At 32.7% G+C, this 22,824-nt stretch carries 23 protein-coding genes; 22 read left to right on the top strand and 1 reads right to left on the bottom strand.

Annotated features, from left to right (window positions below; translation table 11 throughout):
• Positions 1-17 precede the first annotated feature (17 nt).
• Positions 18-464, bottom strand: coding sequence for an N-acetyltransferase (locus LQ677_RS01620; RefSeq protein WP_037587520.1), 447 nt, complete (start codon positions 462-464; stop codon positions 18-20).
• Positions 465-598: 134 nt separating this feature from the next.
• Here LQ677_RS01620 and bshC point away from each other — a divergent pair, with 134 nt between their 5' ends.
• From bshC to pyrR, 22 genes are all read left to right on the top strand, one after another.
• The gene (gene bshC / locus LQ677_RS01615) at positions 599-2,215 is read left to right on the top strand and encodes a bacillithiol biosynthesis cysteine-adding enzyme BshC (protein WP_126476921.1); all 1,617 of its coding nucleotides are present in this window, start codon (positions 599-601) and stop codon (positions 2,213-2,215) included.
• A gap of 145 nt (positions 2,216-2,360) precedes the next feature.
• Entirely contained in the window at positions 2,361-2,792 is a 432-nt protein-coding gene (gene mraZ, locus LQ677_RS01610) for a division/cell wall cluster transcriptional repressor MraZ (RefSeq protein ID WP_025904608.1), read from the top strand.
• An 11-nt stretch (positions 2,793-2,803) separates the two neighbouring features.
• Positions 2,804-3,739 carry a 16S rRNA (cytosine(1402)-N(4))-methyltransferase RsmH gene (gene rsmH / locus LQ677_RS01605; protein WP_037587526.1) on the top strand — a complete coding sequence of 312 codons (936 nt, stop codon included), beginning with the start codon at positions 2,804-2,806 and terminating at the stop codon, positions 3,737-3,739.
• Between the two features lie 19 nt (positions 3,740-3,758).
• Positions 3,759-4,139, top strand: coding sequence for a cell division protein FtsL (ftsL, locus tag LQ677_RS01600; RefSeq protein ID WP_037587528.1), 381 nt, complete (start codon positions 3,759-3,761; stop codon positions 4,137-4,139).
• Positions 4,126-6,381, top strand: a complete 2,256-nt coding sequence (locus LQ677_RS01595) for a penicillin-binding protein (protein WP_239748047.1) — start codon at positions 4,126-4,128, stop codon at positions 6,379-6,381. Before ftsL ends, LQ677_RS01595 begins: the two co-directional genes overlap by 14 nt.
• Positions 6,382-6,425: 44 nt before the next feature.
• The gene (gene mraY, locus LQ677_RS01590; protein ID WP_037587533.1) at positions 6,426-7,391 is read left to right on the top strand and encodes a phospho-N-acetylmuramoyl-pentapeptide-transferase; all 966 of its coding nucleotides are present in this window, start codon (positions 6,426-6,428) and stop codon (positions 7,389-7,391) included.
• Position 7,392: 1 nt separating this feature from the next.
• A complete protein-coding gene (gene murD, locus LQ677_RS01585) occupies positions 7,393-8,742 on the top strand; it encodes a UDP-N-acetylmuramoyl-L-alanine--D-glutamate ligase (RefSeq protein WP_239748046.1) in 1,350 nt (449 codons plus the stop codon).
• 26 nt (positions 8,743-8,768) lie between these two features.
• The gene (locus LQ677_RS01580; RefSeq protein WP_239748045.1) at positions 8,769-9,713 is read left to right on the top strand and encodes a cell division protein FtsQ/DivIB; all 945 of its coding nucleotides are present in this window, start codon (positions 8,769-8,771) and stop codon (positions 9,711-9,713) included.
• A 109-nt stretch (positions 9,714-9,822) separates the two neighbouring features.
• Positions 9,823-11,196 (top strand): cell division protein FtsA, encoded by a 1,374-nt coding sequence (gene ftsA / locus LQ677_RS01575; protein ID WP_126476918.1) that lies wholly within the window; start codon positions 9,823-9,825, stop codon positions 11,194-11,196.
• A gap of 28 nt (positions 11,197-11,224) precedes the next feature.
• Positions 11,225-12,382 (top strand): cell division protein FtsZ, encoded by a 1,158-nt coding sequence (gene ftsZ, locus LQ677_RS01570; protein WP_037587538.1) that lies wholly within the window; start codon positions 11,225-11,227, stop codon positions 12,380-12,382.
• 59 nt (positions 12,383-12,441) lie between these two features.
• Positions 12,442-13,233, top strand: a complete 792-nt coding sequence (pgeF, locus tag LQ677_RS01565; RefSeq protein WP_126476916.1) for a peptidoglycan editing factor PgeF — start codon at positions 12,442-12,444, stop codon at positions 13,231-13,233.
• Between the two features lie 8 nt (positions 13,234-13,241).
• Entirely contained in the window at positions 13,242-13,913 is a 672-nt protein-coding gene (locus tag LQ677_RS01560) for a YggS family pyridoxal phosphate-dependent enzyme (protein ID WP_126476914.1), read from the top strand.
• Between the two features lie 11 nt (positions 13,914-13,924).
• Positions 13,925-14,500, top strand: a complete 576-nt coding sequence (locus LQ677_RS01555) for a cell division protein SepF (protein ID WP_107596659.1) — start codon at positions 13,925-13,927, stop codon at positions 14,498-14,500.
• Between the two features lie 13 nt (positions 14,501-14,513).
• A complete protein-coding gene (locus LQ677_RS01550; protein WP_037587547.1) occupies positions 14,514-14,810 on the top strand; it encodes a YggT family protein in 297 nt (98 codons plus the stop codon).
• 71 nt (positions 14,811-14,881) lie between these two features.
• Positions 14,882-15,655 (top strand): YlmH family RNA-binding protein, encoded by a 774-nt coding sequence (locus tag LQ677_RS01545; RefSeq protein ID WP_239748044.1) that lies wholly within the window; start codon positions 14,882-14,884, stop codon positions 15,653-15,655.
• A gap of 18 nt (positions 15,656-15,673) precedes the next feature.
• Complete coding sequence (locus LQ677_RS01540) at positions 15,674-16,258, top strand: DivIVA domain-containing protein (protein ID WP_025904594.1); 585 nt, start codon at positions 15,674-15,676, stop codon at positions 16,256-16,258.
• Positions 16,259-16,459: 201 nt separating this feature from the next.
• Positions 16,460-19,210 (top strand): isoleucine--tRNA ligase, encoded by a 2,751-nt coding sequence (gene ileS, locus LQ677_RS01535; protein WP_126476913.1) that lies wholly within the window; start codon positions 16,460-16,462, stop codon positions 19,208-19,210.
• 288 nt (positions 19,211-19,498) lie between these two features.
• Positions 19,499-20,113, top strand: a complete 615-nt coding sequence (locus tag LQ677_RS01530) for a hypothetical protein (protein ID WP_239748043.1) — start codon at positions 19,499-19,501, stop codon at positions 20,111-20,113.
• A gap of 120 nt (positions 20,114-20,233) precedes the next feature.
• Positions 20,234-20,425 (top strand): LPXTG cell wall anchor domain-containing protein, encoded by a 192-nt coding sequence (locus LQ677_RS01525; protein ID WP_239748042.1) that lies wholly within the window; start codon positions 20,234-20,236, stop codon positions 20,423-20,425.
• Between the two features lie 187 nt (positions 20,426-20,612).
• Positions 20,613-21,092 (top strand): signal peptidase II, encoded by a 480-nt coding sequence (lspA, locus tag LQ677_RS01520; protein ID WP_037587555.1) that lies wholly within the window; start codon positions 20,613-20,615, stop codon positions 21,090-21,092.
• Entirely contained in the window at positions 21,089-22,012 is a 924-nt protein-coding gene (locus tag LQ677_RS01515) for an RluA family pseudouridine synthase (protein ID WP_239748041.1), read from the top strand. Before lspA ends, LQ677_RS01515 begins: the two co-directional genes overlap by 4 nt.
• A 215-nt stretch (positions 22,013-22,227) precedes the next feature.
• Complete coding sequence (gene pyrR, locus LQ677_RS01510) at positions 22,228-22,755, top strand: bifunctional pyr operon transcriptional regulator/uracil phosphoribosyltransferase PyrR (RefSeq protein ID WP_025904587.1); 528 nt, start codon at positions 22,228-22,230, stop codon at positions 22,753-22,755.
• Positions 22,756-22,824 lie beyond the last annotated feature (69 nt).

Raw genomic sequence — 22,824 nt, 5'->3', positions numbered from 1 at the left:
ACGGGACCTTTAGTATATTATTTATCTGGTGTCCATATCACAATATCTTCACCGGATTGGTTTTGTTGCTCGATATCTTGGAAACCATGATTTAAGAAGAAATCTTTAGATTGATTACGTGCGATACATTTGATTGGTAAATCGAAGCTCTTAGCGTAATCTAATAACTGTTTGCCGTATCCTCTATCTTGATAGTCTCTTAATACTTCTAGTTTCCATAAAATGAGGTAATCATTAAATGCTGGGAAGTAAGTTTTTTCTACTTCATCTTGCTTAAATAAACACATTCTTGCTACTAACTTGTCGCCAACATAAATACCGTAAAATGGTGAATCTGAACTAGCATCGATCATTTTTCCTTTTAATTCTTCAACCATATATAAACCTTCGTTTCCGAAGTTACGAAATTGTTCGAATGCTTCTTCAGTTTTGTAATTAATTTGTAAATGTTCTACTTTAGCCATGATAATCCCCCTTGTTCTTTCCTTAATTATACTTCATTTGAATAAAATTTTAAATTATAAGCCGTTAGATTGTTTTATTTAACTACAATCTTTATACTATTGATAGTAATTAATTTCGAAGGAGAAAGACTCGTATGGACTGTAAGAAGACTGTAATTGATCAACAAAATAGTTTTATAGAGAGATATACAAATCATAATACTGAAATTATAAACTTTTATGGATATAAACCAGGGGACCAATCTGAATTCGAAAGACGCTCGAATTTATCAGCTAATGGTAGAGAAGAAGCTCTTTCAAAAGTCATATACAATTATATGTCTCAATTGGATTTAACAGATAAACAACTTGAAAACATTGAAAATTTAAAACGTGGTCACAAAGTCATTATTGGTGGTCAACAAGCTGGACTCTTTACCGGTCCTTTATATACATTCCATAAAATCATTTCAATTATCGTTTTAGCTAACGAACAAAGTGAAAAATTAAATACGCCAATTATTCCTGTATTTTGGATAGCAGGTGAAGATCATGATTTTGATGAAGTGAATCATACATATGCGTATGATCGTATTTCAAGACAGTTAAATAAGGTGAAATATAGTACGTTAGAACCACCAGAAAAGAGTGTTTCTCATTATCATTTTGATAAAACACTAATCAAAGATGCTTTAAATGACATGTTCAGTTCTATCGGAGAAACTGTTCACTCTAAAGATATTCAATCATTGATTCATAAAGCAATCGAGTCTTCTGAATCATGGAGTGAAATTTTTAAAGTCATCACACATGAAGTGTTTAAAGAATATGGGTTGTTATTAATTGATGCGAATGATCCAGAACTAAGATCTTTAGAAGTACCATTTTTCAAGGAAATCATTGAAAAACATGAAGAAGTAGATTCAGCATTTAGAAATACACAAGACCAATTTGCTGAAGTTATTAAAAAGCGCATGATTTTAACGGATGGTAATGTTCACTTATTCTATGAGCATGACGACAAAAGGCAGCTCATTATGTACGAAGATGAAAAATTCTATTTAAATAAAGATACAGATGTAACCTTTACTAAAGATGAATTACTCAGTCTTGTAGAAGAACATCCTGAACGATTTTCTAATAATGTTGTAACTAGACCTTTAATGGAAGAATATTTATTTAATACTTTAAGTTTCATTGGTGGGCCAAGTGAAATTATTTATTGGGGTGAATTAAAAGGTGTATTCAATTTATTTAATATTGAAATGCCTATAGTTACACCGCGTATGCGTATTAGTTATTTAACGCAAGAAGCGAAAAAATGTATCGATAACTATAACTTAGATCTAGATACTGTTTTAGTAGATGGTATTCAAAACGATAAAGAAAAATTTATTAGAGCAAAAGCTTCTGATGAAGTCTTAAGAGAAATTGAAGAAATGAAAGAAAGCCAATCTCAATTTCATCAAAAACTGATTAAAGAAATTGGTGACGATTATCAAAACAGAAAATTAGTCGAAAAAAATAATCAAATACATCAGCACCAATATCAATATTTAATAGATAGATATTTATTAAATGTTGAAAGAGAAAATGAAATCAGTATGAGACATTTCGAAATAGTAGAGCATACATTACATCCTCACCACGGATTACAAGAAAGAGTGTGGAATCCTATCCAAGTAATGAATCAATTTGGGATTACTATGTTCAGTCCCTCCACCTATCCACCACTTCGTTACACTTTTAAACATATAACGCTTGAACTATAGTCATAACAAGGATTAACACCCAATTTACGAAATCGTAAATTGGGTGTTTTTTTTACTATTTACACAAATTTTAAGAAATCTTGTATAAATAGTGGAGGATTGTGGGGGAATGTGGTAAATTATAAATAAGGTGAGGTGAGATAAAATGTTCATGGGTGAATACCAACATCAATTGGATACTAAAGGGCGTATGATTGTGCCTTCTAAATTCAGATATGATTTGAACGAACGTTTTATTATCACTAGAGGCCTAGATAAATGTTTGTTTGGCTACACACTTGAAGAGTGGGCGCGCATCGAAGAAAAACTCAAAACCTTACCTATTACAAAAAAAGATGCCCGTAAATTCATGAGAATGTTCTTCTCAGGTGCGATTGAAGTAGAACTAGACAAACAAGGACGTATTAACATCCCTCAAAATTTAAGAAGTTACGCTAATTTAAGTAAAGAATGTACTGTTATTGGTGTTTCTAACCGAATTGAAATATGGGATCGTTCTACGTGGAATGATTTTTATGATGAATCTGAAGACAATTTTGAGGACATTGCTGAAGATCTCATTGACTTTGATTTTTAGGAGTGAATTAAATGTTTCATCACGTATCCGTACTATTGAAAGAAACAGTAGATAAATTAGACATAAAACCAGATGGTACTTACGTTGATTGTACATTAGGTGGAGCTGGTCATAGTTTGTACCTAGTTGAACAATTGAATGACCAAGGCCGACTTATAGCAATCGATCAAGATGAAACAGCAATTGAACATGCTAAAGGTATCTTAAAGGACCATATGCATAAAGTGATTTTTGTACAAAACAACTTTAGAAATTTAGAACATATATTAGAAGAACTACATATTAGTAAAGTAGATGGTGTACTTTATGACCTTGGTGTATCTAGTCCACAGCTCGACACGCCAGAACGAGGATTTAGTTACCATTATGATGCTAAATTAGACATGAGAATGGATCAATCACAATCTTTATCAGCTTATGAAGTGGTAAATGAATGGTCATATGAACAACTTGTCAAAATCTTTTTTAGATATGGTGAAGAGAAATTTTCAAAACAAATAGCTAGAAAGATTGAAGCAAGAAGAGAACAAGCACCTATAGAAACGACTTTCGAACTAGTGGATTTAATTAAAGAAGGTATTCCAGCAGCTAAACGTAGAAAGGGTGGACACCCTGCTAAACGTGTCTTCCAAGCGATTAGAATAGCAGTTAATGATGAATTAGGTGCATTTGAAACATCTATTGAAGCGGCAATACAACACGTTAAAGTTGGTGGAAGAATTTCAGTTATTACATTCCATTCTTTAGAAGATCGTTTGTGTAAACAAGTCTTTCAAGAATATGAAAAAGGCCCAGATGTACCAAGGGGATTGCCGGTTATACCGGAAGCGTACAAGCCGAAACTAAAAAGAGTAAACAAAAAACCAATTATTTCTGATGAACAAGAACTTGAGCATAACAATAGAGCGAGAAGTGCAAAGTTAAGAGTTGCGGAAATTTTGAAGTAAACAGAGGAGTGGCAATTGAATGGCAGTAGAAAGAGTATATCCGAATTATAGACCTGATGAGTGGCAAGAGCCACAACTCGAACCACAGAAGAAAAAAGTAAAAAAGACCAAGGTAGTAGGAATATCGAGGATCGAAAAAGTCGTATACATATCATTAATAACTATGATTGCGTTGATAAGTATTTATATGCTATCTTTAAAAATGGATGCGTATAATAACAAGACACAAATCGCAGAATTAGACAGTAAAATTGAACAACAACAAACAACAAACAGTGATTTGAAGACGGAATCAATGAAACAATCGTCATACGAACGCATCTACGAAAAAGCTGAAGACTACGGTCTAAAGTTGAATAATGACAATGTAAAGGTAGTGCGTAGTGATGCCCAAAATTAAAATAAAGAAAAATAAAATAGGAGCAGTCCTCTTAGTAAGTTTTTTCGGACTGCTCTTTTTTATATTGGCCGTAAGATATTCGTATTTAATGATCAGTGGTCACTCAGCTGGTGAAGATTTAGCGTACAGGGCAAGTGAGAAATATTTAAGACAAACAGTCGCTGAACCTGAACGTGGAAAAATTTATGATCGTAATGGTAAAGTGCTTGCCGAAGATACAGATAGTTATAAATTAGTGGCAATATTAGATAAAAAAATGAGCGAAGCTAGCGATAAACCTCGACACGTAAAAGACAAGAAGAAAACAGCTAAAGCATTAGCTAAAATTCTTGATATGGATGAAGATGATATTTTAGATAAACTTAAAACTAAAAATGCCTTTCAAGTTGAGTTTGGTCAAAAAGGTAAAGATTTAACTTATAAACAAAAAACACAAATTGAAAAGCTTAAATTACCAGGATTGACGTTTGAAACGGAGAAAAAAAGATTTTATCCTAATGGTAATTTCGCGTCTCATCTAATAGGTTTAGCAGATAAAGACCCAGATACGAATAAATTAAAAGGTGTATCAGGTGCTGAAAAAGTATTTGATAGCTATTTAAAAGGAAAAACGGGTAAAAACTCTTATAAGCAAGATATATGGGGTATGCTCGTACCGAACAGTGAAGATAGTATTAAAGCGCAAAATGGTGATGATGTACATCTTACACTAGACTCTAATATTCAAGTCTTTGTTGAAAATGCACTCGACGAAATGGTAGATCGCTATGAACCTAAAGATTTATTTGCGGTTGTCATGGATGCGAAAACTGGTGAAATTCTAGGTTACAGTCAGAGACCTACGTTTAATCCTGATACGAAAAAAGACTTCGGGAAAAAATGGGCGAATGATTTATATCAAAATACTTACGAACCAGGTTCAACATTCAAAACATATGGTCTAGCTGCAGCAATTGAAGAAGGTAAATTCGAACCAAACAAGAAATTTAAATCAGGTCATAGAGAAATAGATGGATTTAAAATTTATGATTGGAACGATGATGGTTGGGGAAATATCCCTATGACAACTGGATTTACATATTCAGCGAATACATTAATGATGAAACTTCAAGACTTAGTCGGTGCTGATAAAGCAAAGGCATATTATGAGAAATTTGGTTTCGGTAAAAAGACAGGTGGCTTATTTGATAGTGAAGCGCCAGGGAATATTGCATTTGATAACGAACTTCAAAGAAAGACATCTTCATTTGGTCAGTCTACTACAGTAACGCCAATCCAAATGTTACAAGCTGAAACTGCTATTATAAATCAAGGTAATATGCTTGAACCTTATTATGTAAAATCGATTCAAAACAAAGAAAGTAACGAAACGATTAAAAAAGGCGAGAAAAAAGTAGTTGGTAATCCAATATCTAAAGATACAGCCAAGAAGACAATGACAGAATTAGATAAAGTAGTAAATAGTAAAGAAAGTCATGCTACAAACTATAAGATAGATGGTTACCGAGTTGCAGGTAAAACAGGTACAGCTCAAGTGCCAGATACTAAAAACGGTGGTTATGTTGATGGTGCAAATCCTTATTTCGTAAGCTTTATGGGCTATGCGCCTGCTAAAGATCCTGAAGTGGTTGTTTATGCTGGTATGTCACTTGCACAAAAACGTGACCTAGAGGCGTATGAGTATGGTGTATCAAGAGGTTTCAATCCAATTATGGAAAATACATTGAAATATTTAGATGTAGAAGAAACTGAAGGTAAAGCTAAGACAAATGAATCAGATGTACCAGATGTTGTTAATATGAGTACACAAAAAGCAACAGATGCAATAAAAGGTAAAAAACTTGAGCCAATTGTAATTGGTAAAGGTGATAAAATTAAAAAACAAATACCGCTTAAAGGTAAAAATGTCCAAGATAAAGAAAGAATTTTACTTGTTACTGACGGTGAAATGACGATGCCTGATACTGAAAATTGGACTAAACGAGACTTATTAAAATTACAAGAAGCGACAGGTATTGAAGTAGAATCAGAAGGTTCTGGTTATGTTTCTGAGCAATCTGTCAGTCAGAACCAAACAATTAAATCTGGTACTAAAGTTAAGTTTACACTTTCTAACAATCATCCGAATGGTGATGATTCAATAGGACAAGTTCCAGATGATGAAGAAACATCTAAAGATGAAAGCAAAAATAAAGATGATCAAAAAGATAGTAAAGAAGAAAAAACATCTAGTGAATCATAAATCACGGGATGATAGATAATATACAAAAGAAAAGGTGAACAATTATGAATTTTACGCTACCTGTCATTGCGTTTTTATTGACTTTGATACTTGTACCCGTTTTAATTCCAACACTTAAAAAATTAAAATTTGGGCAAAGTATTCGAGAAGAAGGACCTAAGAGTCATATGAAGAAAACAGGAACACCAACTATGGGTGGATTAACGTTCTTATTATCAACAATCGTTGTAACAATCATTGCGTTATTCTATGTTGAGCAAGTAGGTCCGCTCATCCTGTTATTATTTGTAACACTAGGTTTTGGACTTATTGGTTTTATAGACGATTATATTATTGTCGTTAAGAAAAATAACCAAGGTTTAACAAGTAAACAAAAATTCTTAGCTCAAATTGCGATAGCCGTTATATTCTATATCGTAAGTGTTATATTACCAAACTATGAATTTGAAACAGCTATCAACATTCCGTTTACAGATTGGTCATTACCATTGTCTGTTTTCTACATTATATTCATAGTATTTTGGCAAGTTGGATTCAGTAATGCTGTTAACTTAACAGATGGATTAGATGGTCTATCAACTGGTTTATCCATCATTGCATTTGGTTTTTACGCGGCACTATCATTTATTCTTGATAAACCAGAAATTGGGTTATTCTGTTTAGTGATGCTTGCAAGTTTATTTGGATTTTTAATTTACAACAAGTACCCAGCAAAAGTGTTCATGGGAGATACTGGAAGCCTAGCGCTTGGTGGTATTTTCGCAACGATTTCAATCATGCTTAACCAAGAAATAACATTATTATTAATCGGTTTAGTATTTGTAATTGAAACATTATCAGTTATGTTACAAGTAACGTCATTCAAGCTTACAGGAAAAAGAATATTTAAAATGAGCCCATTGCATCACCATTTCGAATTAGTTGGTTGGAGTGAATGGAAAATAGTATTAGTATTCTGGGCTACAGGTATCGTTACTGGTGCAATTGGTTTATGGATAGGGGTAATGTAATATGAAAGCATATGATGCATTAAAAGAGAAACCTGTTCTTATTTTAGGTTTAGCAAAAAGTGGATATGAAAGTGCAAAGTTATGCCATAAATTAGGTGCTGAGGTAACAGTTAATGATGGTAAAGAATTATCCTCTGATCCGCATGCACTTGAATTAGAGCAACAAGGGATACGTGTAATTAGTGGTGAACATCCATTGTCATTACTCGATAATAAACCGTTAATAGTAAAAAACCCTGGTATACCTTACAATATTCCACTATTGCAAGAAGCGATGAATCAAGGATTGGATATCATAACAGAAGTTGAATTAAGTTATTACATTTCAGAAGCACCTATTATCGGTATTACCGGTACAAATGGTAAAACTACGGTGACTTCTTTAATAGGTGATATGTTTGGTAATAGTAAAGTGAATGGTCAAGTTTCCGGTAATATTGGTGTAGTTGCATCAAAAGTTGCTCAAGAAGTTACGAAAGACGATTATCTTATTACTGAACTATCTTCATTCCAACTTTTAGGAACAATCCATTATCGTCCGCATATCGCGATTGTTACAAATATTTATTCTGCACATTTGGATTATCACGGTAGTTTAGAAGAATACCAGAATGCTAAGAAAAATATTTTTAAGAATCAAACCGAAGACGATTATTTAATTTTTAACTATGAACAAAGACATTTAATCAATACAGATGATATTAAATCTAAAATATTATATTTCTCAACTAATCAAAAAGTAAATGGCATTTATATTGAAGATGATTATGTTGTATATAATGGTATAAGAATTATCAATACGCAAGATATTGTATTACCTGGTAAACATAATTTAGAAAATGTACTTGTAGCTGTATTAGCTTCATTATTATCTGGTGTTGACGTGAAGTCGGTTGTGCATACTTTAACAACATTCTCAGGTATTAAACATAGACTTCAATATGTTGGGAATAATAGAGGTAATAAGTATTACAATGACTCTAAAGCGACGAATACTTTAGCGACACGATTTGCTTTAAGTTCATTTAATTCGCCAATCATTTGGTTATGTGGTGGATTAGATAGAGGAAATGACTTTGATGATTTAATACCATATATGGATAATGTCCGTTTGATGGTTACATTTGGCGAAACAAAAGATAAATTAAAAACATTGGGTGCGAGTCAAGGTAAAGAAGTTTTGCAAGCAAATGACGTTAAAGATGCCGTCAATTTGATTCAAGATTATATACAATCTAATGATGTTGTCTTATTATCACCAGCGTGTGCAAGCTGGGATCAATATGATACATTTGAAGCGCGTGGCGACGAATTTATTGAAAGTTTCCAAAAACATTTACCAACATTTTAGAAATTGTAAAATAAGGAGTGACAACCGTGAATAAAAGTTCTGATAACAATGATGATATATTGCAATTTGAAACGACTACGGAAGATGAACGATTAGAAATTTTAAAGAAGAAAAGAAAACGTAGACGTCAAATTCAATTAGGTGTATTCATAGGTGTTATACTCCTTGTTATCTTGATTTTACTGTTCATGTTTACAGACATCAGTAAAGTTGATCAAGTGGACATTAAAGGTGAAGAAATCGTATCTAAAAAGGATATCGAAAAAGCTTTAGACATTAAAAAAGATTCTCGAATATACAATATTCCTGTAAGTGATATGAAATCGAAAATCGAAGAAATTGAAGGCGTTAAAAGTGTTGAAATTAAACGTCATTTTCCAAATGATTTAACGGTAAATGTAAATGAATATGAAACGATTGGCTTAGTTAAAGAGAAAAAACGTTACGTACCGTTATTAGAAAATGGAAAAACAATTAAAAACTTATCAACAGATTTACCAATTGATGTTCCGATTTTGAATGATTTCAGTTCTAAAAAGTTAAATAAATTGATTCCTGAATTGAAAAAGGTGAAACCTAAAGTTAAATCAATGATATCGGAAATTAATTATAAGCCAGGTGAGAACAATCAGAATAGAATCCAACTATTTATGACAGATAATGTAGAAGTTGTTGGAGATATTCAAACTTTTGCGAATAAAATCAACTATTATCCGAGTATTTCTGATAAATTAGAGAGAGACAATTCTGGAGCGCTCAAAACACCTGGATTTTTAGATTTACAAGTCGGTGTAACATTCTTACCGTATGAAACAGAAGAACAGCAAAAAGAACGTTCAGAAAAAGAAACAAAACAAGATGAAAACAATAAAACTGAACAGAAAAAATTAGACCAAGCATTACAAGATTTATCTAAAGAATTGGATAAATCTGGAGAAGAACCAAAATCAACTGAGAAATCAGAAGAATAAGTAAAAAATTCAATAAATAAACCTATAATTAGTTCACATTAAATCAAGTATCATGTAAACTAATAATAGTTTAAATTTGATTATCATGTGTTAGAGGAGGTGCCTATCGATGGAGGAACATTATTATATTAGTTTAGATATAGGTTCATCGAGTGTAAAAGTAATAGTAGGAGAAAAATTTCATAATGGCATTAACGTGATAGGTACAGGGCAAACTTATACGAATGGTATAAGAAATGGTTGTATAGATGATTTTGATATCGCTAAACAAGCTATTAAAGATACAATCAAAAAAGCAGCAATTGCTTCTGGAATAGATATTAAAGAAGTATTCTTAAAAATGCCTATCGTGAATACAGAGATTTACGACGAAAAATTTGAAATACCTTTTGATGGTACAGAAACTGAAATAAATGGCAGTCATATAGAATCAGTATTAGAGGGCATTAGAGAATTGAATGATGTACCTGAAACTGAAGTCATTGGTGTATTCCCAATGAAATTTATTGTAGATGACTTACATGAGGTTTCTGATCCTAAAGAGATGGTTGCAACGCAATCATTAAAAGTAGAAGCAGGCGTTATCGCAACATCAAAATCATTATTAATCAACATCATTAAATGTGTTGAATCTTGTGGAGTAGATGTATTAGAAGTATTTTCTGATGCTTATAACTATCAATCTATATTATCTCCAACAGAAGTTGAACTTGGTGCTTGCGTCATTGATATTGGTGAAGATTTAACGCAAGTAGGCTTTTATGAAAGAGGCAATTTAGTTGATGCTGATACGATTGAAATGGCAGGTAGAAGCATAACAACAGATATTGCGAAATCATTAAATACTACATATGACAATGCCGAGAAGATTAAACAACAATATGGACATGCATTCTACGATTCTGCATCAGATCAAGATGTCTTTAGTGTTGAACAAATTAACGAAGATGGTCACGCACAATTCACTCAAAAAGAATTAAGTGAAATTATTGAATCAAGAGTAGAAGAAATTTTCTTTGAAATATTTGATTTATTACAAGATATGGGTATTACAAATGTTAACGGTGGATTCATCGTAACAGGTGGTACTTCAAACCTACTTGGTATTAAAGAATTATTACAAGATATGGTTAATGAAAAAGTACGTGTACATACACCGTCTCAAATGGGTATACGTAAACCTGAGTTTACTTCTAGTATATCTACTATATCTAGTGGAATTAACTTTGATGAGCTACTAGATTATGTTACAATGAATAATTATGACGCTGATAATGTCGAAGAAGAAACATACGAAGAAGAAACTCAAGAAACTAAAGCTAAACCATATGAACAATGGTTTAAAAAGAAATCAAACAAAAACAATGACGCAAAAGCTTCAAATTCTGATCATGACAGAGTCTCCGAAACAGAATATGATTCGGAAAGTCAAGAAGAGAAGCCAAGTGTATTAAAAAAATTAATGAAATCGTTATTTGATTGATGGGTCATAAAGATTAGGAGGATAATAAATGTTAGAATTTGAGCAAGGGTTTAATCATTTAGCTACTTTAAAAGTAATTGGTGTTGGTGGTGGCGGTAATAACGCTGTTAACCGTATGATAGATCATGGAATGAACAATGTAGAATTTATTTCTATTAATACAGATGGTCAAGCTTTAAACTTATCTAAAGCTTCATCTAAAATTCAAATTGGTGAAAAATTAACACGTGGTTTAGGTGCAGGTGCAAACCCAGAAATCGGTAAAAAAGCTGCTGAAGAATCACGTGAACAAATAGAAGATGCTATTCAAGGCGCTGACATGGTATTCGTTACTGCTGGTATGGGTGGCGGAACTGGTACAGGTGCTGCACCAGTTGTTGCTAAAATCGCAAAAGAGATGGGTGCATTAACTGTTGGTGTTGTTACACGTCCATTTAGCTTTGAAGGACGTAAACGTCAAACTCAAGCTGCTGCTGGTGTAGAATCTATGAAAGCTGCAGTAGATACATTAATCGTTATTCCTAATGATCGTCTTTTAGATATCGTTGATAAATCAACACCTATGATGGAAGCATTCAAAGAAGCAGATAACGTATTACGTCAAGGTGTACAAGGTATCTCTGACTTAATCGCTGTATCAGGTGAAGTTAACTTAGACTTTGCTGACGTTAAGACTATTATGTCTAACCAAGGTTCAGCATTAATGGGTATCGGTGTATCTTCAGGTGAAAATAGAGCAATCGAAGCTGCTAAAAAAGCCATTTCTTCACCATTATTAGAAACATCAATCGTAGGCGCACAAGGTGTCTTAATGAACATTACAGGTGGAGAGTCACTTTCACTATTTGAAGCTCAAGAAGCGGCAGATATTGTTCAAGATGCAGCAGACGAAGATGTTAATATGATCTTCGGTACAGTTATTAACCCAGAATTACAAGACGAATTAGTCGTTACAGTAATTGCTACTGGATTTAATGACAAACCTTCTAATGCTCGTAAACCACAAGGTGGCGGAGCATTTGGTGGAACTACAGAAGAACCTGCTTCTAAAAGAGAAGAAGGAGAATCACTAGGTAGAAAAGCTTCATTTGAAAATAAATCAGCAAATGAATCAACTGATGATAGTGATATTCCAAGTTTCATTCGAAATAGAGAAGATAGACGTTCTAGACGCTCTAGACGATAAATGAACTTAAAAAGTCATCAGGCTAAGTCCTGATGACTTTTTTTGTTAGGAGAGATGAAATGAAAGAGATTTTTAATCAACATAATCATTATTTATCATATGAAGCCGATGATAGAAATGATTTAACGATAGGTATTACAACTCGTCAAGGTGGTTATAGTCCATATCCGGAGAATGCATTTAATATGGCGCGATATATCAATGACGATCCAGATAATATTTCAAAGCATCAGCAAATATTAGCCAATGAAATTAATTTTAGTTGTGACAATTGGGTATTTCCAATTCAAACACATGAGAATAAAGTTCGAGAAGTATCTTCAAAGGATAAAGGTACAAATATCAATGCATTAACTGAAGAACTTCATGGAATAGATGGACTTTATACTTATGAGTCTGACCTATTATTAACGATGTGCTTTGCAGATTGTGTACCAATCTATTTATATGATACGCAAAATGGTTATATTGGTCTTTGTCATGCCGGATGGAGAGGTACGCATTCCCAAATTATTAAAGAGATGATTGAACAATATAACGGAGACGTTTCAAATTTGAGAGTTGTTATAGGACCATCCACATCTGACAGTTACGAAATTAACGAAGACATTTATCAAAAGTTTAAAACATTACCAATAGACTCTGAAGCGTACATTGTACAAAGAGGACAAGATAGATACGGCATAGATTTAAAACAAGCAAATGAACTACTTGCCATACATTATGGTGTTAATCCTGAACATATCGTTAAGACGAATCATTGTACGGCTAGTGAAACGGATTTATTCTTCTCATATAGAGTAGAAAAAGGGCAAACTGGTAGAATGCTTGCATTTATAGGTAGAAAGTAGGTATAGATTTGAAATCAGTAAAAGAAAATTTAGTAGAAATCAATTCACAAATTTGTAACAGTAGTGAAGAATCAGAATTTAATACGTCGCCTCAAGTGATTGTTGTGACAAAATATGTTACAATAGACCGAGCTAAAGAAGCTTATGAAGCAGGCTTGAAAAACTTTGGAGAAAATCGTATTGAAGGATTTTTGGAAAAGAAAAAGCATCTTCCAGATGATGCTATCATGCATTTTATTGGATCATTACAAACAAGAAAAGTAAAAGACATCATTAATGAAATTGATTATTTACATGCATTAGATAGATTAAAATTAGCTAAAGAAATTGAAAAACGTGCTGAACATGTTGTAAAATGCTTTGTTCAAGTGAATGTTTCGGGAGAAGAATCAAAACATGGCATGTCGCCTGATGAAGTTATCCCATTTATTCGAGAGCTTAAGGATTTTAAACATATTGAAATAGTTGGTTTAATGACTATGGCACCATTAACTGAAGACAAAATAAAATTAAGACAATATTTTAACCAACTAAGATTATTGAAAGAGAAAGTACAATCCTTAAACTTATCATATGCACCTTGCACTGAATTATCTATGGGCATGAGCAATGATTTCAATGAAGCAATATTAGAAGGTGCTTCTTATGTAAGAATTGGTACAAAATTAGTTGGCGAATAGGAGTGTAAATTATGGCAATTAAAGATGTATTTAAAGGCTTTTTCGTAGTCGATGAAGAAGAAGAAGTATACGAAGAGCCACAAAGAGAACAAACAAAATCACCACAACAAGAATCATCTATACAAGAACAAAAACCAAAACAACAATCTTTAAAAAGTGTACCAACACAAAAATCAAATACAACTAGATACCAATCACAACGTTCTCGTGATTTTAAAAAACCTGAAAGGAAAGAGGCCATGACTGAGAAACGTACAAATTCATCTCAAACGAATGTCGTTAGTATGAGCGGGAATATGGATTTTGCGCAAAGTTCAAAAATGTGCTTATTTGAACCAAGAGTATTTTCAGATACGCAGGATATCGCCGATGAACTTAAAAATAGACGTACAACATTAGTGAATTTACAACGCATTGATAAAGTATCAGCTAAAAGAATTATAGACTTCTTGAGTGGTACTGTTTATGCGATTGGTGGAGATATAAGACGTGTAGGAACAGACATCTTCTTATGTACACCTGATAATGTTGAAGTAGCTGGATCAATTACTGAGCAACTAGAACAAGTTGAACCTTATCAAGAATAGAGGAATTTAAGATATGGATAGTGGATTATTAAGTACGATATTAGGCTTTGTATTATTCGTCGTTAAAATTTATCAATATGGTATGATCGTTTATTTCCTTACATCATGGTTACCAGGCGTTAGGGAAGGCGCATTTGGACAATTTTTAGGGAAAATATATGAACCATTTTTAGAACCATTTAGAAAAATCATCCCACCTTTAGGTATGTTAGACATATCTTCATTAGTGGCGTTTATAACGTTAAGTTTATTCTATGTTGGTTTAGTTAATATATTTAATATGATTGTACCTGTAATGCCAATATTATAATTAAACGATAAATGACAGTAGGGTGAGACGCAATGTCACATCCTATTTTTTATTGAATTAGAGGTGTCAAAATGGATATATATCAACACTTTAGAAAAGAAGAAAAAGAGATTATTGATTTATTTTTAAATAGGTGTGAAGTTGCTGAACGAAATTATCAACCAGTGCTTACAGAATTTCTGGACCCTAGAGAACAATTTATATTACAAACAATCGTGGGTGGCTTCGATGATTTAAATGTACATTACTTTGGTGGGAATGAAGAATCAGAAAGAAAACGTGCAATCGTCGCACCTGATTATTTTGAACCGACTGAAGCGGATTTTGAGATGGTTCTTATTGAGCTTACTTATCCTTCAAAATTTGTTAAATTGACGCATCGTAATGTATTAGGTACGATCATGTCGCTTGGGATTGATAGAAATCAACTAGGGGATATTATTGTTAATGACCGTATACAGTTTGTTTTGACAAAGAGATTTGAATCGTATATTATGATGGAATTAACAAAGATTAAAGGTGCTGGAATCAAATTGAGTTCTATTCCATTCCAAAATATGATACAATCAAGTGAGAATTGGCAGACACATGACGCAACTGTAAGTGCATTGAGATTGGATGTAATCATTAAACACCTTACAAATACGAGTAGAACAATTAGTAAGAAATTGATTGAAAGTAAACGCGTTAAAGTCAATCATAGAGAAATCGAACAAGTAGACTTTATAGTCGAAGAAAATGATTTGATCTCTATTAAAGGATATGGACGTGCGAAGATCATTCAAAATAATGGAACTTCAAAAAAAGGCAAGATAAGAATAGCTTATCGAACATTGTTTAAATAGTGCTGAGGAGGAAAACTTATGGCATTTACCCCAGAGGAAATCAAACAAAAAGAATTTAGTAGAGTTCATAAAGGATTAGATGAAACTGAAGTACGTGGATATCTACAAACTTTAAGTGATGAAATTGAAAAATTAAAATCAGATAAAGCGCATTTACAAAGTATTATAGATGATAAAGAAGAGAATATTAGTCGATTCAAAGCAGTCGAAAATACAATCTCTGACGTATTATTACAAGCGCAAAAAACAAGTGAAGAAACGAAACATACTGCTGTATTAAAAGCAGATGCTATTATTAAAGAAGCAGAGGGACGTTCTGATCAAATCGTTAATGATGCACTTCAAAAAGCGCGTCATATCAGTTTCCAAACTGAAGATATGAAACGTCAATCAAAAGTTTTTCGTTCACGTTTCCGCATGTTAGTTGAAGCGCAATTAGATTTATTGAAAAATGAAGATTGGGATTATTTACTGAACTATGATGTCGATCAACAAAAAGTTACTGAAGAAAATATTGACATTTTGAACAAAGAAGAAGAAAATAATCAAGAACAGATAAATAATCAAGCAGTTAAAAGTGAAGAGGACAAGTCTGAAGAATAAACGAATTGAGAAGCGAGTTAGGGATAGTGAGAGCCTAATAAATTCATTTCTTTAGGTATCACCTGTTTGCGAATATGGTATATGTTTAATGAGTGAACTCTAAGTTGAGTTAATAAGGGTGGTACCGCGATGTATGTCGTCCCTATTATTTCAGCTTAGAGTTTTTTTATATTATTTTTATTAAGAAGGAGATTAAGACTTATGGATTACAAAGATACGTTACTTATGCCTAAAACAAGTTTTCCAATGAGAGGTGGTTTACCAAATAAAGAACCACAAATTCAAGAAGAGTGGAAAGAGAAAGATTTATACAATAAAATTTTAGAAAAAAATAAAGGTAATACACCATTTATTCTTCATGATGGTCCTCCATATGCTAATGGTAATTTACACATGGGTCACGCTTTAAATAAAATTTTAAAAGATATCATCGTTAGACAAAAAGCAATGTCTGGATATTATGCACCTTACGTGCCAGGTTGGGATACACATGGTTTACCAATCGAGCAAGCTTTAACAAACAAAGGTGTTAAAAGAAAAGAAATGTCAGTTGCTGAATTCAGAGAAAAATGTAAAGAATTTGCATTAGAACAAATTGAATTACAAAAAGCTGATTTCAGACGTTTAGGTGTAAACGGTGATTGGGATAATCCATATATTACGTTAAAACCTGAGTTTGAAGCGGCACAAATTAGAGTATTCGGTGAAATGGCTGCTAAAGGTTTAATCTATAAAGGTAAAAAACCAGTTTACTGGTCTCCTTCAAGTGAATCTTCATTAGCTGAAGCTGAAATTGAATACCAAGATAAAAAATCACCTTCAATCTATGTAGCATTTAATGTAGTAGATGGTAAAGGTGTTGTAGATGAAGATGCAGCATTTATTATTTGGACAACAACTCCATGGACAATTCCATCAAACTTAGCAATTGCTGTTAATCCTAAATTGAACTACGTACAAGTAAATGTAGAAGGCAAAAAATACGTTGTTGCCCAAGCACTTCTTGATTCAGTTTGTGAAGCATTAGACTGGAATAAAGAAACAATTACAATTGATAAAGAATTCAGTGGAGCTGAATTAGAATATGCAACAGCACAACATCCATTTATCGATCGTACTTCATTATTAATTTTAGGTGATCACGTTACAACTGATGCAGGTACAGGTTGTGTTCATACAGCACCAGGTCACGGTGAAGATGACTATATCGTTGGTCAAAAATATGGTCTAGGCGTGCTTAGTCCAATTAATGATAAAGGTGTATTCACTGAAGAAGCTGGAGAATTTGAAGGTCTATTCTATGATAAAGCTAATAAAAATATCACAGAAAAATTAGACGAAGTTGGCGCATTATTAAAACTTACATTCTTCAAACACTCATATCCACATGACTGGAGAACTAAAAAACCAGTTATTTTCAGAGCTACTGAACAATGGTTCGCATCAATCAGTAAAGTAAGACAAGATATTTTAGATGCAATTGATGATACGAAGTTTAAAATCGATTGGGGTAAAACACGTCTTTACAATATGATCAGAGATAGAGGAGAATGGGTTATCTCTCGTCAAAGAGTTTGGGGTGTACCTCTACCAGTCTTCTACGCTGAAAATGGCGATATTATCATGACTGAAGAAACAATTAATCATGTTGCCAATCTATTTGAACAACACGGTTCAAATATTTGGTTTGAAAGAGAAGCGAAAGACTTATTACCAGAAGGCTTTACGCATGAAGGTAGCCCAAATGGTGAATTCACTAAAGAAACAGATATTATGGACGTATGGTTCGATTCAGGTTCAACTCATAGAGGTGTGTTAGAAACACGTCCAGAATTATCATACCCAGCTGATATTTATTTAGAAGGTAGTGACCAATACAGAGGTTGGTTTAACTCTTCAATTACTACATCAGTAGCAACTAAAGGTATCTCACCATACAAAATGTTACTTTCTCACGGTTTCGTAATGGACGGAGAAGGTAAGAAAATGAGTAAATCATTAGGTAACGTTATCGTTCCTGATAAAATTGTGAAACAAATGGGTGCAGATATCGCAAGATTATGGGTAAGTAGTGTAGACTACTTAGCAGACGTACGTATCTCAAACGATATCTTAAAACAAACTTCAGATGTATATCGTAAAATTAGAAATACATTCCGTTTCTTATTAGGTAATGTGAATGATTTCAATCCAGCAACAGATAGTGTGAAATACGAAGATATGCTTGAAATCGATCAATATATGCACAATAGATTAAATCAATTTATTGGCCGTACATTATCTCACTATGAAGCATTCGACTATCTAGATATTTATCAAGATATTCAAAACTTCATTAACGTAGAATTAAGTAACTTCTACTTAGACTACGGTAAAGATATCCTTTATATCGAACAAGTAGATTCATTAAAACGTCGTAGTATGCAAACAGTGCTTTATGAAACATTAGTTAAATTAACTAAAATTTTAGCACCAATCATTCCACATACAGCTGATGAAATTTGGGGACATATTCCACATGTTGAAGAAGAAAGTGTTCATTTAACAAATATGCCAGACCCACATGAAGTTGATACAGAATTAGTGGAAAAATGGTCTAAACTGATGAAATTAAGAGACGATGTTAACAGAGCATTAGAAGTTGCACGTAATGAAAAAGTAATCGGTAAATCATTAGAAGCACACATCACATTATCAAACTCAGAAGACTTTGATACAGTTGAATTCTTAAGTCAATTCCAAGACTTACAACAACTCTTCATTGTATCTAAAGTAGATGTCGTTGATGAATTAACAGACGGCGAAGCATATGAATATGTGAAAGTTAAAGTGAAACACGCTGACGGAGAAAAATGTCAACGCTGTTGGAACTACTCAGATGAGCTAGGCTCAGTAGGCGAATTAGATAACCTATGCCCACGCTGTCAAACAGTTGTAAAAACATTAGTATAAATTTAATAATCATAAACGAACTCACGAGATATAAATCTCGTGAGTTTTTTTGTAGAAAAAATTATGTCTAACAATTTTTATATGAGGCATAATTTAATATGATAAATGTAAAAAAATATATTGAATGGTAAAAATTTACATTGTATAATATCCTTAATTAATCTGAGGTATAAATTTCTTCAATATAGATAAAGTATAGGCGATAAAAATATAAACCGAAATATAAGAAAGTTATATGAAGGTTAAAATTTAAAATACTATATTTGTATTCAAAAAGGGGAGAAGTTTATGTTAATGAAAATACTTTTATCAACATTGTTATGTACAACACTAACTACACCTTTAATAGGTAAAGTTAATGCAGAAGAAGTGAAACAAGATAAACCTGTTAAATATGTGTTTCATAATGGAGGAAATTCTGAAGTAATTATTAATTTAGATGGTTCAATGACAATACCTGACCCTAACGGAGACCATTGGGATGTTGTAGGTATGCCAGTCGACCTTTATGTGAAGAAAAATGGTGTAGATACTGATGAACTCACACCAAAGTATAAACACATATGGGATCAATGGGCGTACTATGATTTTTATGCATCAAAAGGTCGAACTGCTGATTTATTCGTTGGAGAACATCCTAGACCATTAGATGGGGAAATATTTGTACCTAAATATGATAATACTTCAGATAACACAAAAGTTGATGATAAAATAGATAATCAAAATAATGTAAATGATAAGAATAATGACAAAAAAGATGAACCTAAAAATGATCAAACAGAACCTAATAAAAACACTACTGACAATCAGTCTATGACAGAACAACCAAAACAAAATGTTCCTGCTAAAGTAGAACAACCGGCTAAAGATAATGCGAAAGTTGATAAAAAATCAGATAGTTAAAGTAATGTAGTTGATAAGAAAGATACTGCTGATCAAAATAAGGTCTTTTCAGATAATAAAGCTGCAGCTGATAATCAAAAGTCTGAGCCTCAATCTTCTGATACTTTTAAAAAAGTTGATGTGAAAAAAGAAGATAATAATAAAGATGTTAAGGCTAAGGCTACTGACAATAAAGCTAAATCTGATAAACAACAAAAAGAATTACCTAAAACGGGTGAGAGTGATAGTACGTGGTTACGTAATGGTTTAGTTATTTTATCTGCTTTTATTGTTCTTGGTATTTATAGATTGTCACGTAAGTATGAAGTGTAATTTAATGAATGAAAGAGATTAAGCAATTGTGGTTGCTTTATCTCTTTTTATTTTGTTTATTAATTTCTTGTTTATGCGAGAAAAAATATGTGATGTGGTGTTTGAATTAGATGTGTAATTTAAAAGATCATATTAACAATTAGGTCGTGTTATGTGGTAAAATAATCAAGATTGGAGTGGAAAGTAGATGCGTAAAGGTTACAATGTACCAATTTGGAGTACTTTTATTATTATATTAATCGCGCTTGATCAACTTACTAAATTTTTAATTGTTAAATCTTTAGAAGTGGGTGAGTCTATAAAGGTTATCAGTAATTTTTTATATATTACATCTCATAGAAACCAAGGTGCTGCTTGGGGGATTTTACAAGGGAAAATGTGGTTATTTTATATCGTAACAATTGTCGTGCTCGTTATTTTATTTATGTTCTTTAAGAACGAAGGATATGGACGACCTGATGTTCAACTTGGACTAAGTTTATTAATTGCAGGGTCAATTGGTAACTTTATAGATCGTTTGTTTAGAGGAGAAGTTGTTGATTTTGTTGATACATATATTTTCAGCTATAATTTCCCGATATTTAATGTAGCAGATGCTGCTTTAACGATAGGTGTCATTGTATTGATAATTGTGATTTTATTTGAGGGCAAGGAGGAAAAAGCTTGAATACATTTGAATTTAAGATAGAGACAGAAAATGAAATTGGTGTAAGAATTGATAAATTATTACCTGATTTGAATCCAGATTGGTCAAGAAATCAAATTCAAGATTGGATTAAATTAGGTTTAGTTGAAGTAAATGGTAAAGTCATTAAAGCAAATTATAAGACGAAGCTTAATGATGTGATTGTTGTGACTGAGAAATTAATCGAAGAGGTCGATATTGTCGCAGAAGATTTAGGTATTGAGGTTTATTATGAAGACAAAGATGTTGCGGTCGTTTATAAACCTAAAGGTATGGTTGTGCATCCAGCACCTGGCCATTATACAGGTACGTTAGTAAACGGATTGATGTATGTGATTAAAGATTTATCAGGTATTAATGGTGAAATTAGACCTGGTATTGTACATCGTATAGATAAAGATACATCAGGTTTATTGATGATTGCTAAGAACGATATTGCACATAGAGGATTAGTTGAACAGTTAGTTGATAAAACTGTGACAAGAGAATATACAGCACTTGTACATGGTAATATACCTCACGAATTTGGAACAATTGAAGCACCAATTGGTAGAAATCCTAAAGAACGTCAAGAAATGGCGATTGTGGATGATGGTAAAGAAGCTGTGACGCACTTTAATGTAATTGAAAAGTTCGAAAAATATACATTGGTTAAATGTCAATTAGAAACGGGTCGTACGCACCAAATCAGAGTGCATATGAAACATATTGGTTTTCCTTTAGTAGGCGATCCTAAATATGGACCGAAGAAGACATTGAACATTGGTGGACAAGCTTTACATGCTGGATTATTAGGATTTGAACATCCAGTTACTGGTGAATATATTGAAAAAGAAGCGCCTCTACCAGAGTATTTTGAAACATTATTAGAGAAATTAAGAAATCACGAAGATAAAAAATAAGTACAACGTGTAATAATACTTATTTAATTTTATTTAAACTTTGACATCATATGAAAAAAACGATATTATTGTTTTAACAATTAAAGCGTCTTTAACAGACAGTCCAGAGAGGCTGAGAAGACATAATATGAGCGTGTAGACCATATTTGTATGGTACTAGTGTATACTCATGTCTTCTAAAGACGTGAGTATTTTTTTGTGGAAGGAGATTGAATATGGCTGAGAGGTTAATCATGGATGCTGCTGCTGTAAACAGAGCATTAACAAGAATGTCACATGAAATACTTGAAAAGAACAAAGGTACTAAAGATATTGTCTTGTTAGGCGTAAAGACAAGAGGTGTATTTCTTGCGAACAGAATTGAGCAGAAAATCCAAGACATCGAACAAGTTCAAGTACCAACTGGAGAAATTGATGTGACACATTATCGTGACGACGTTCAGAATCAGCAAGGTACGATTAAAGTGAAATCATTTAATATCGATGTAGATATTAACGATAAGCATGTCATTATTGTAGATGATGTCCTTTATACAGGTAGAACTGTTAGAGCTTCATTAGATGCTATATTAGATCACGCAAGACCACGAAAAATAAGTTTAGCAACTTTAGTCGACAGAGGTCATAGAGAGCTTCCGATTAGAGCAGATTATGTAGGTAAGAACGTTCCAACATCATCTAATGAATCAGTTGTCGTTGAACTAGAAGAGTTTGACCAACAAACAGCAGTAAAATTAAATTAAATAAATCCTTTTAAATCAGTACGAGAGACTGGCAAAGGAGCTTATATGGTTACAGGAGATAACTATACC

This window comes from Mammaliicoccus sp. Q-M61, assembly GCF_022386055.1.
GTDB lineage: Bacteria > Bacillota > Bacilli > Staphylococcales > Staphylococcaceae > Mammaliicoccus > Mammaliicoccus sciuri_A.
This window is presented reverse-complemented; position numbering and strand designations above follow the sequence as displayed.

What these genes read in the sequence shown, in the direction of transcription:
- LQ677_RS01550 (WP_037587547.1), top strand. Translation starts at nt 14,514, where the DNA reads ATGGATAGTGGATTATTAAGTACGATATTAGGCTTTGTATTATTCGTC.
- murD (WP_239748046.1), top strand. Translation starts at nt 7,393, where the DNA reads ATGAAAGCATATGATGCATTAAAAGAGAAACCTGTTCTTATTTTAGGT.
- mraY (WP_037587533.1), top strand. Translation starts at nt 6,426, where the DNA reads ATGAATTTTACGCTACCTGTCATTGCGTTTTTATTGACTTTGATACTT.
- rsmH (WP_037587526.1), top strand. Translation starts at nt 2,804, where the DNA reads ATGTTTCATCACGTATCCGTACTATTGAAAGAAACAGTAGATAAATTA.
- LQ677_RS01530 (WP_239748043.1), top strand. Translation starts at nt 19,499, where the DNA reads ATGTTAATGAAAATACTTTTATCAACATTGTTATGTACAACACTAACT.
- LQ677_RS01595 (WP_239748047.1), top strand. Translation starts at nt 4,126, where the DNA reads ATGCCCAAAATTAAAATAAAGAAAAATAAAATAGGAGCAGTCCTCTTA.
- pyrR (WP_025904587.1), top strand. Translation starts at nt 22,228, where the DNA reads ATGGCTGAGAGGTTAATCATGGATGCTGCTGCTGTAAACAGAGCATTA.
- ftsL (WP_037587528.1), top strand. Translation starts at nt 3,759, where the DNA reads ATGGCAGTAGAAAGAGTATATCCGAATTATAGACCTGATGAGTGGCAA.
- ftsA (WP_126476918.1), top strand. Translation starts at nt 9,823, where the DNA reads ATGGAGGAACATTATTATATTAGTTTAGATATAGGTTCATCGAGTGTA.
- LQ677_RS01620 (WP_037587520.1), bottom strand. Translation starts at nt 464, where the DNA reads ATGGCTAAAGTAGAACATTTACAAATTAATTACAAAACTGAAGAAGCA.
- lspA (WP_037587555.1), top strand. Translation starts at nt 20,613, where the DNA reads ATGCGTAAAGGTTACAATGTACCAATTTGGAGTACTTTTATTATTATA.
- LQ677_RS01540 (WP_025904594.1), top strand. Translation starts at nt 15,674, where the DNA reads ATGGCATTTACCCCAGAGGAAATCAAACAAAAAGAATTTAGTAGAGTT.
- LQ677_RS01555 (WP_107596659.1), top strand. Translation starts at nt 13,925, where the DNA reads ATGGCAATTAAAGATGTATTTAAAGGCTTTTTCGTAGTCGATGAAGAA.
- bshC (WP_126476921.1), top strand. Translation starts at nt 599, where the DNA reads ATGGACTGTAAGAAGACTGTAATTGATCAACAAAATAGTTTTATAGAG.
- ftsZ (WP_037587538.1), top strand. Translation starts at nt 11,225, where the DNA reads ATGTTAGAATTTGAGCAAGGGTTTAATCATTTAGCTACTTTAAAAGTA.
- pgeF (WP_126476916.1), top strand. Translation starts at nt 12,442, where the DNA reads ATGAAAGAGATTTTTAATCAACATAATCATTATTTATCATATGAAGCC.
- mraZ (WP_025904608.1), top strand. Translation starts at nt 2,361, where the DNA reads ATGTTCATGGGTGAATACCAACATCAATTGGATACTAAAGGGCGTATG.
- ileS (WP_126476913.1), top strand. Translation starts at nt 16,460, where the DNA reads ATGGATTACAAAGATACGTTACTTATGCCTAAAACAAGTTTTCCAATG.
- LQ677_RS01545 (WP_239748044.1), top strand. Translation starts at nt 14,882, where the DNA reads ATGGATATATATCAACACTTTAGAAAAGAAGAAAAAGAGATTATTGAT.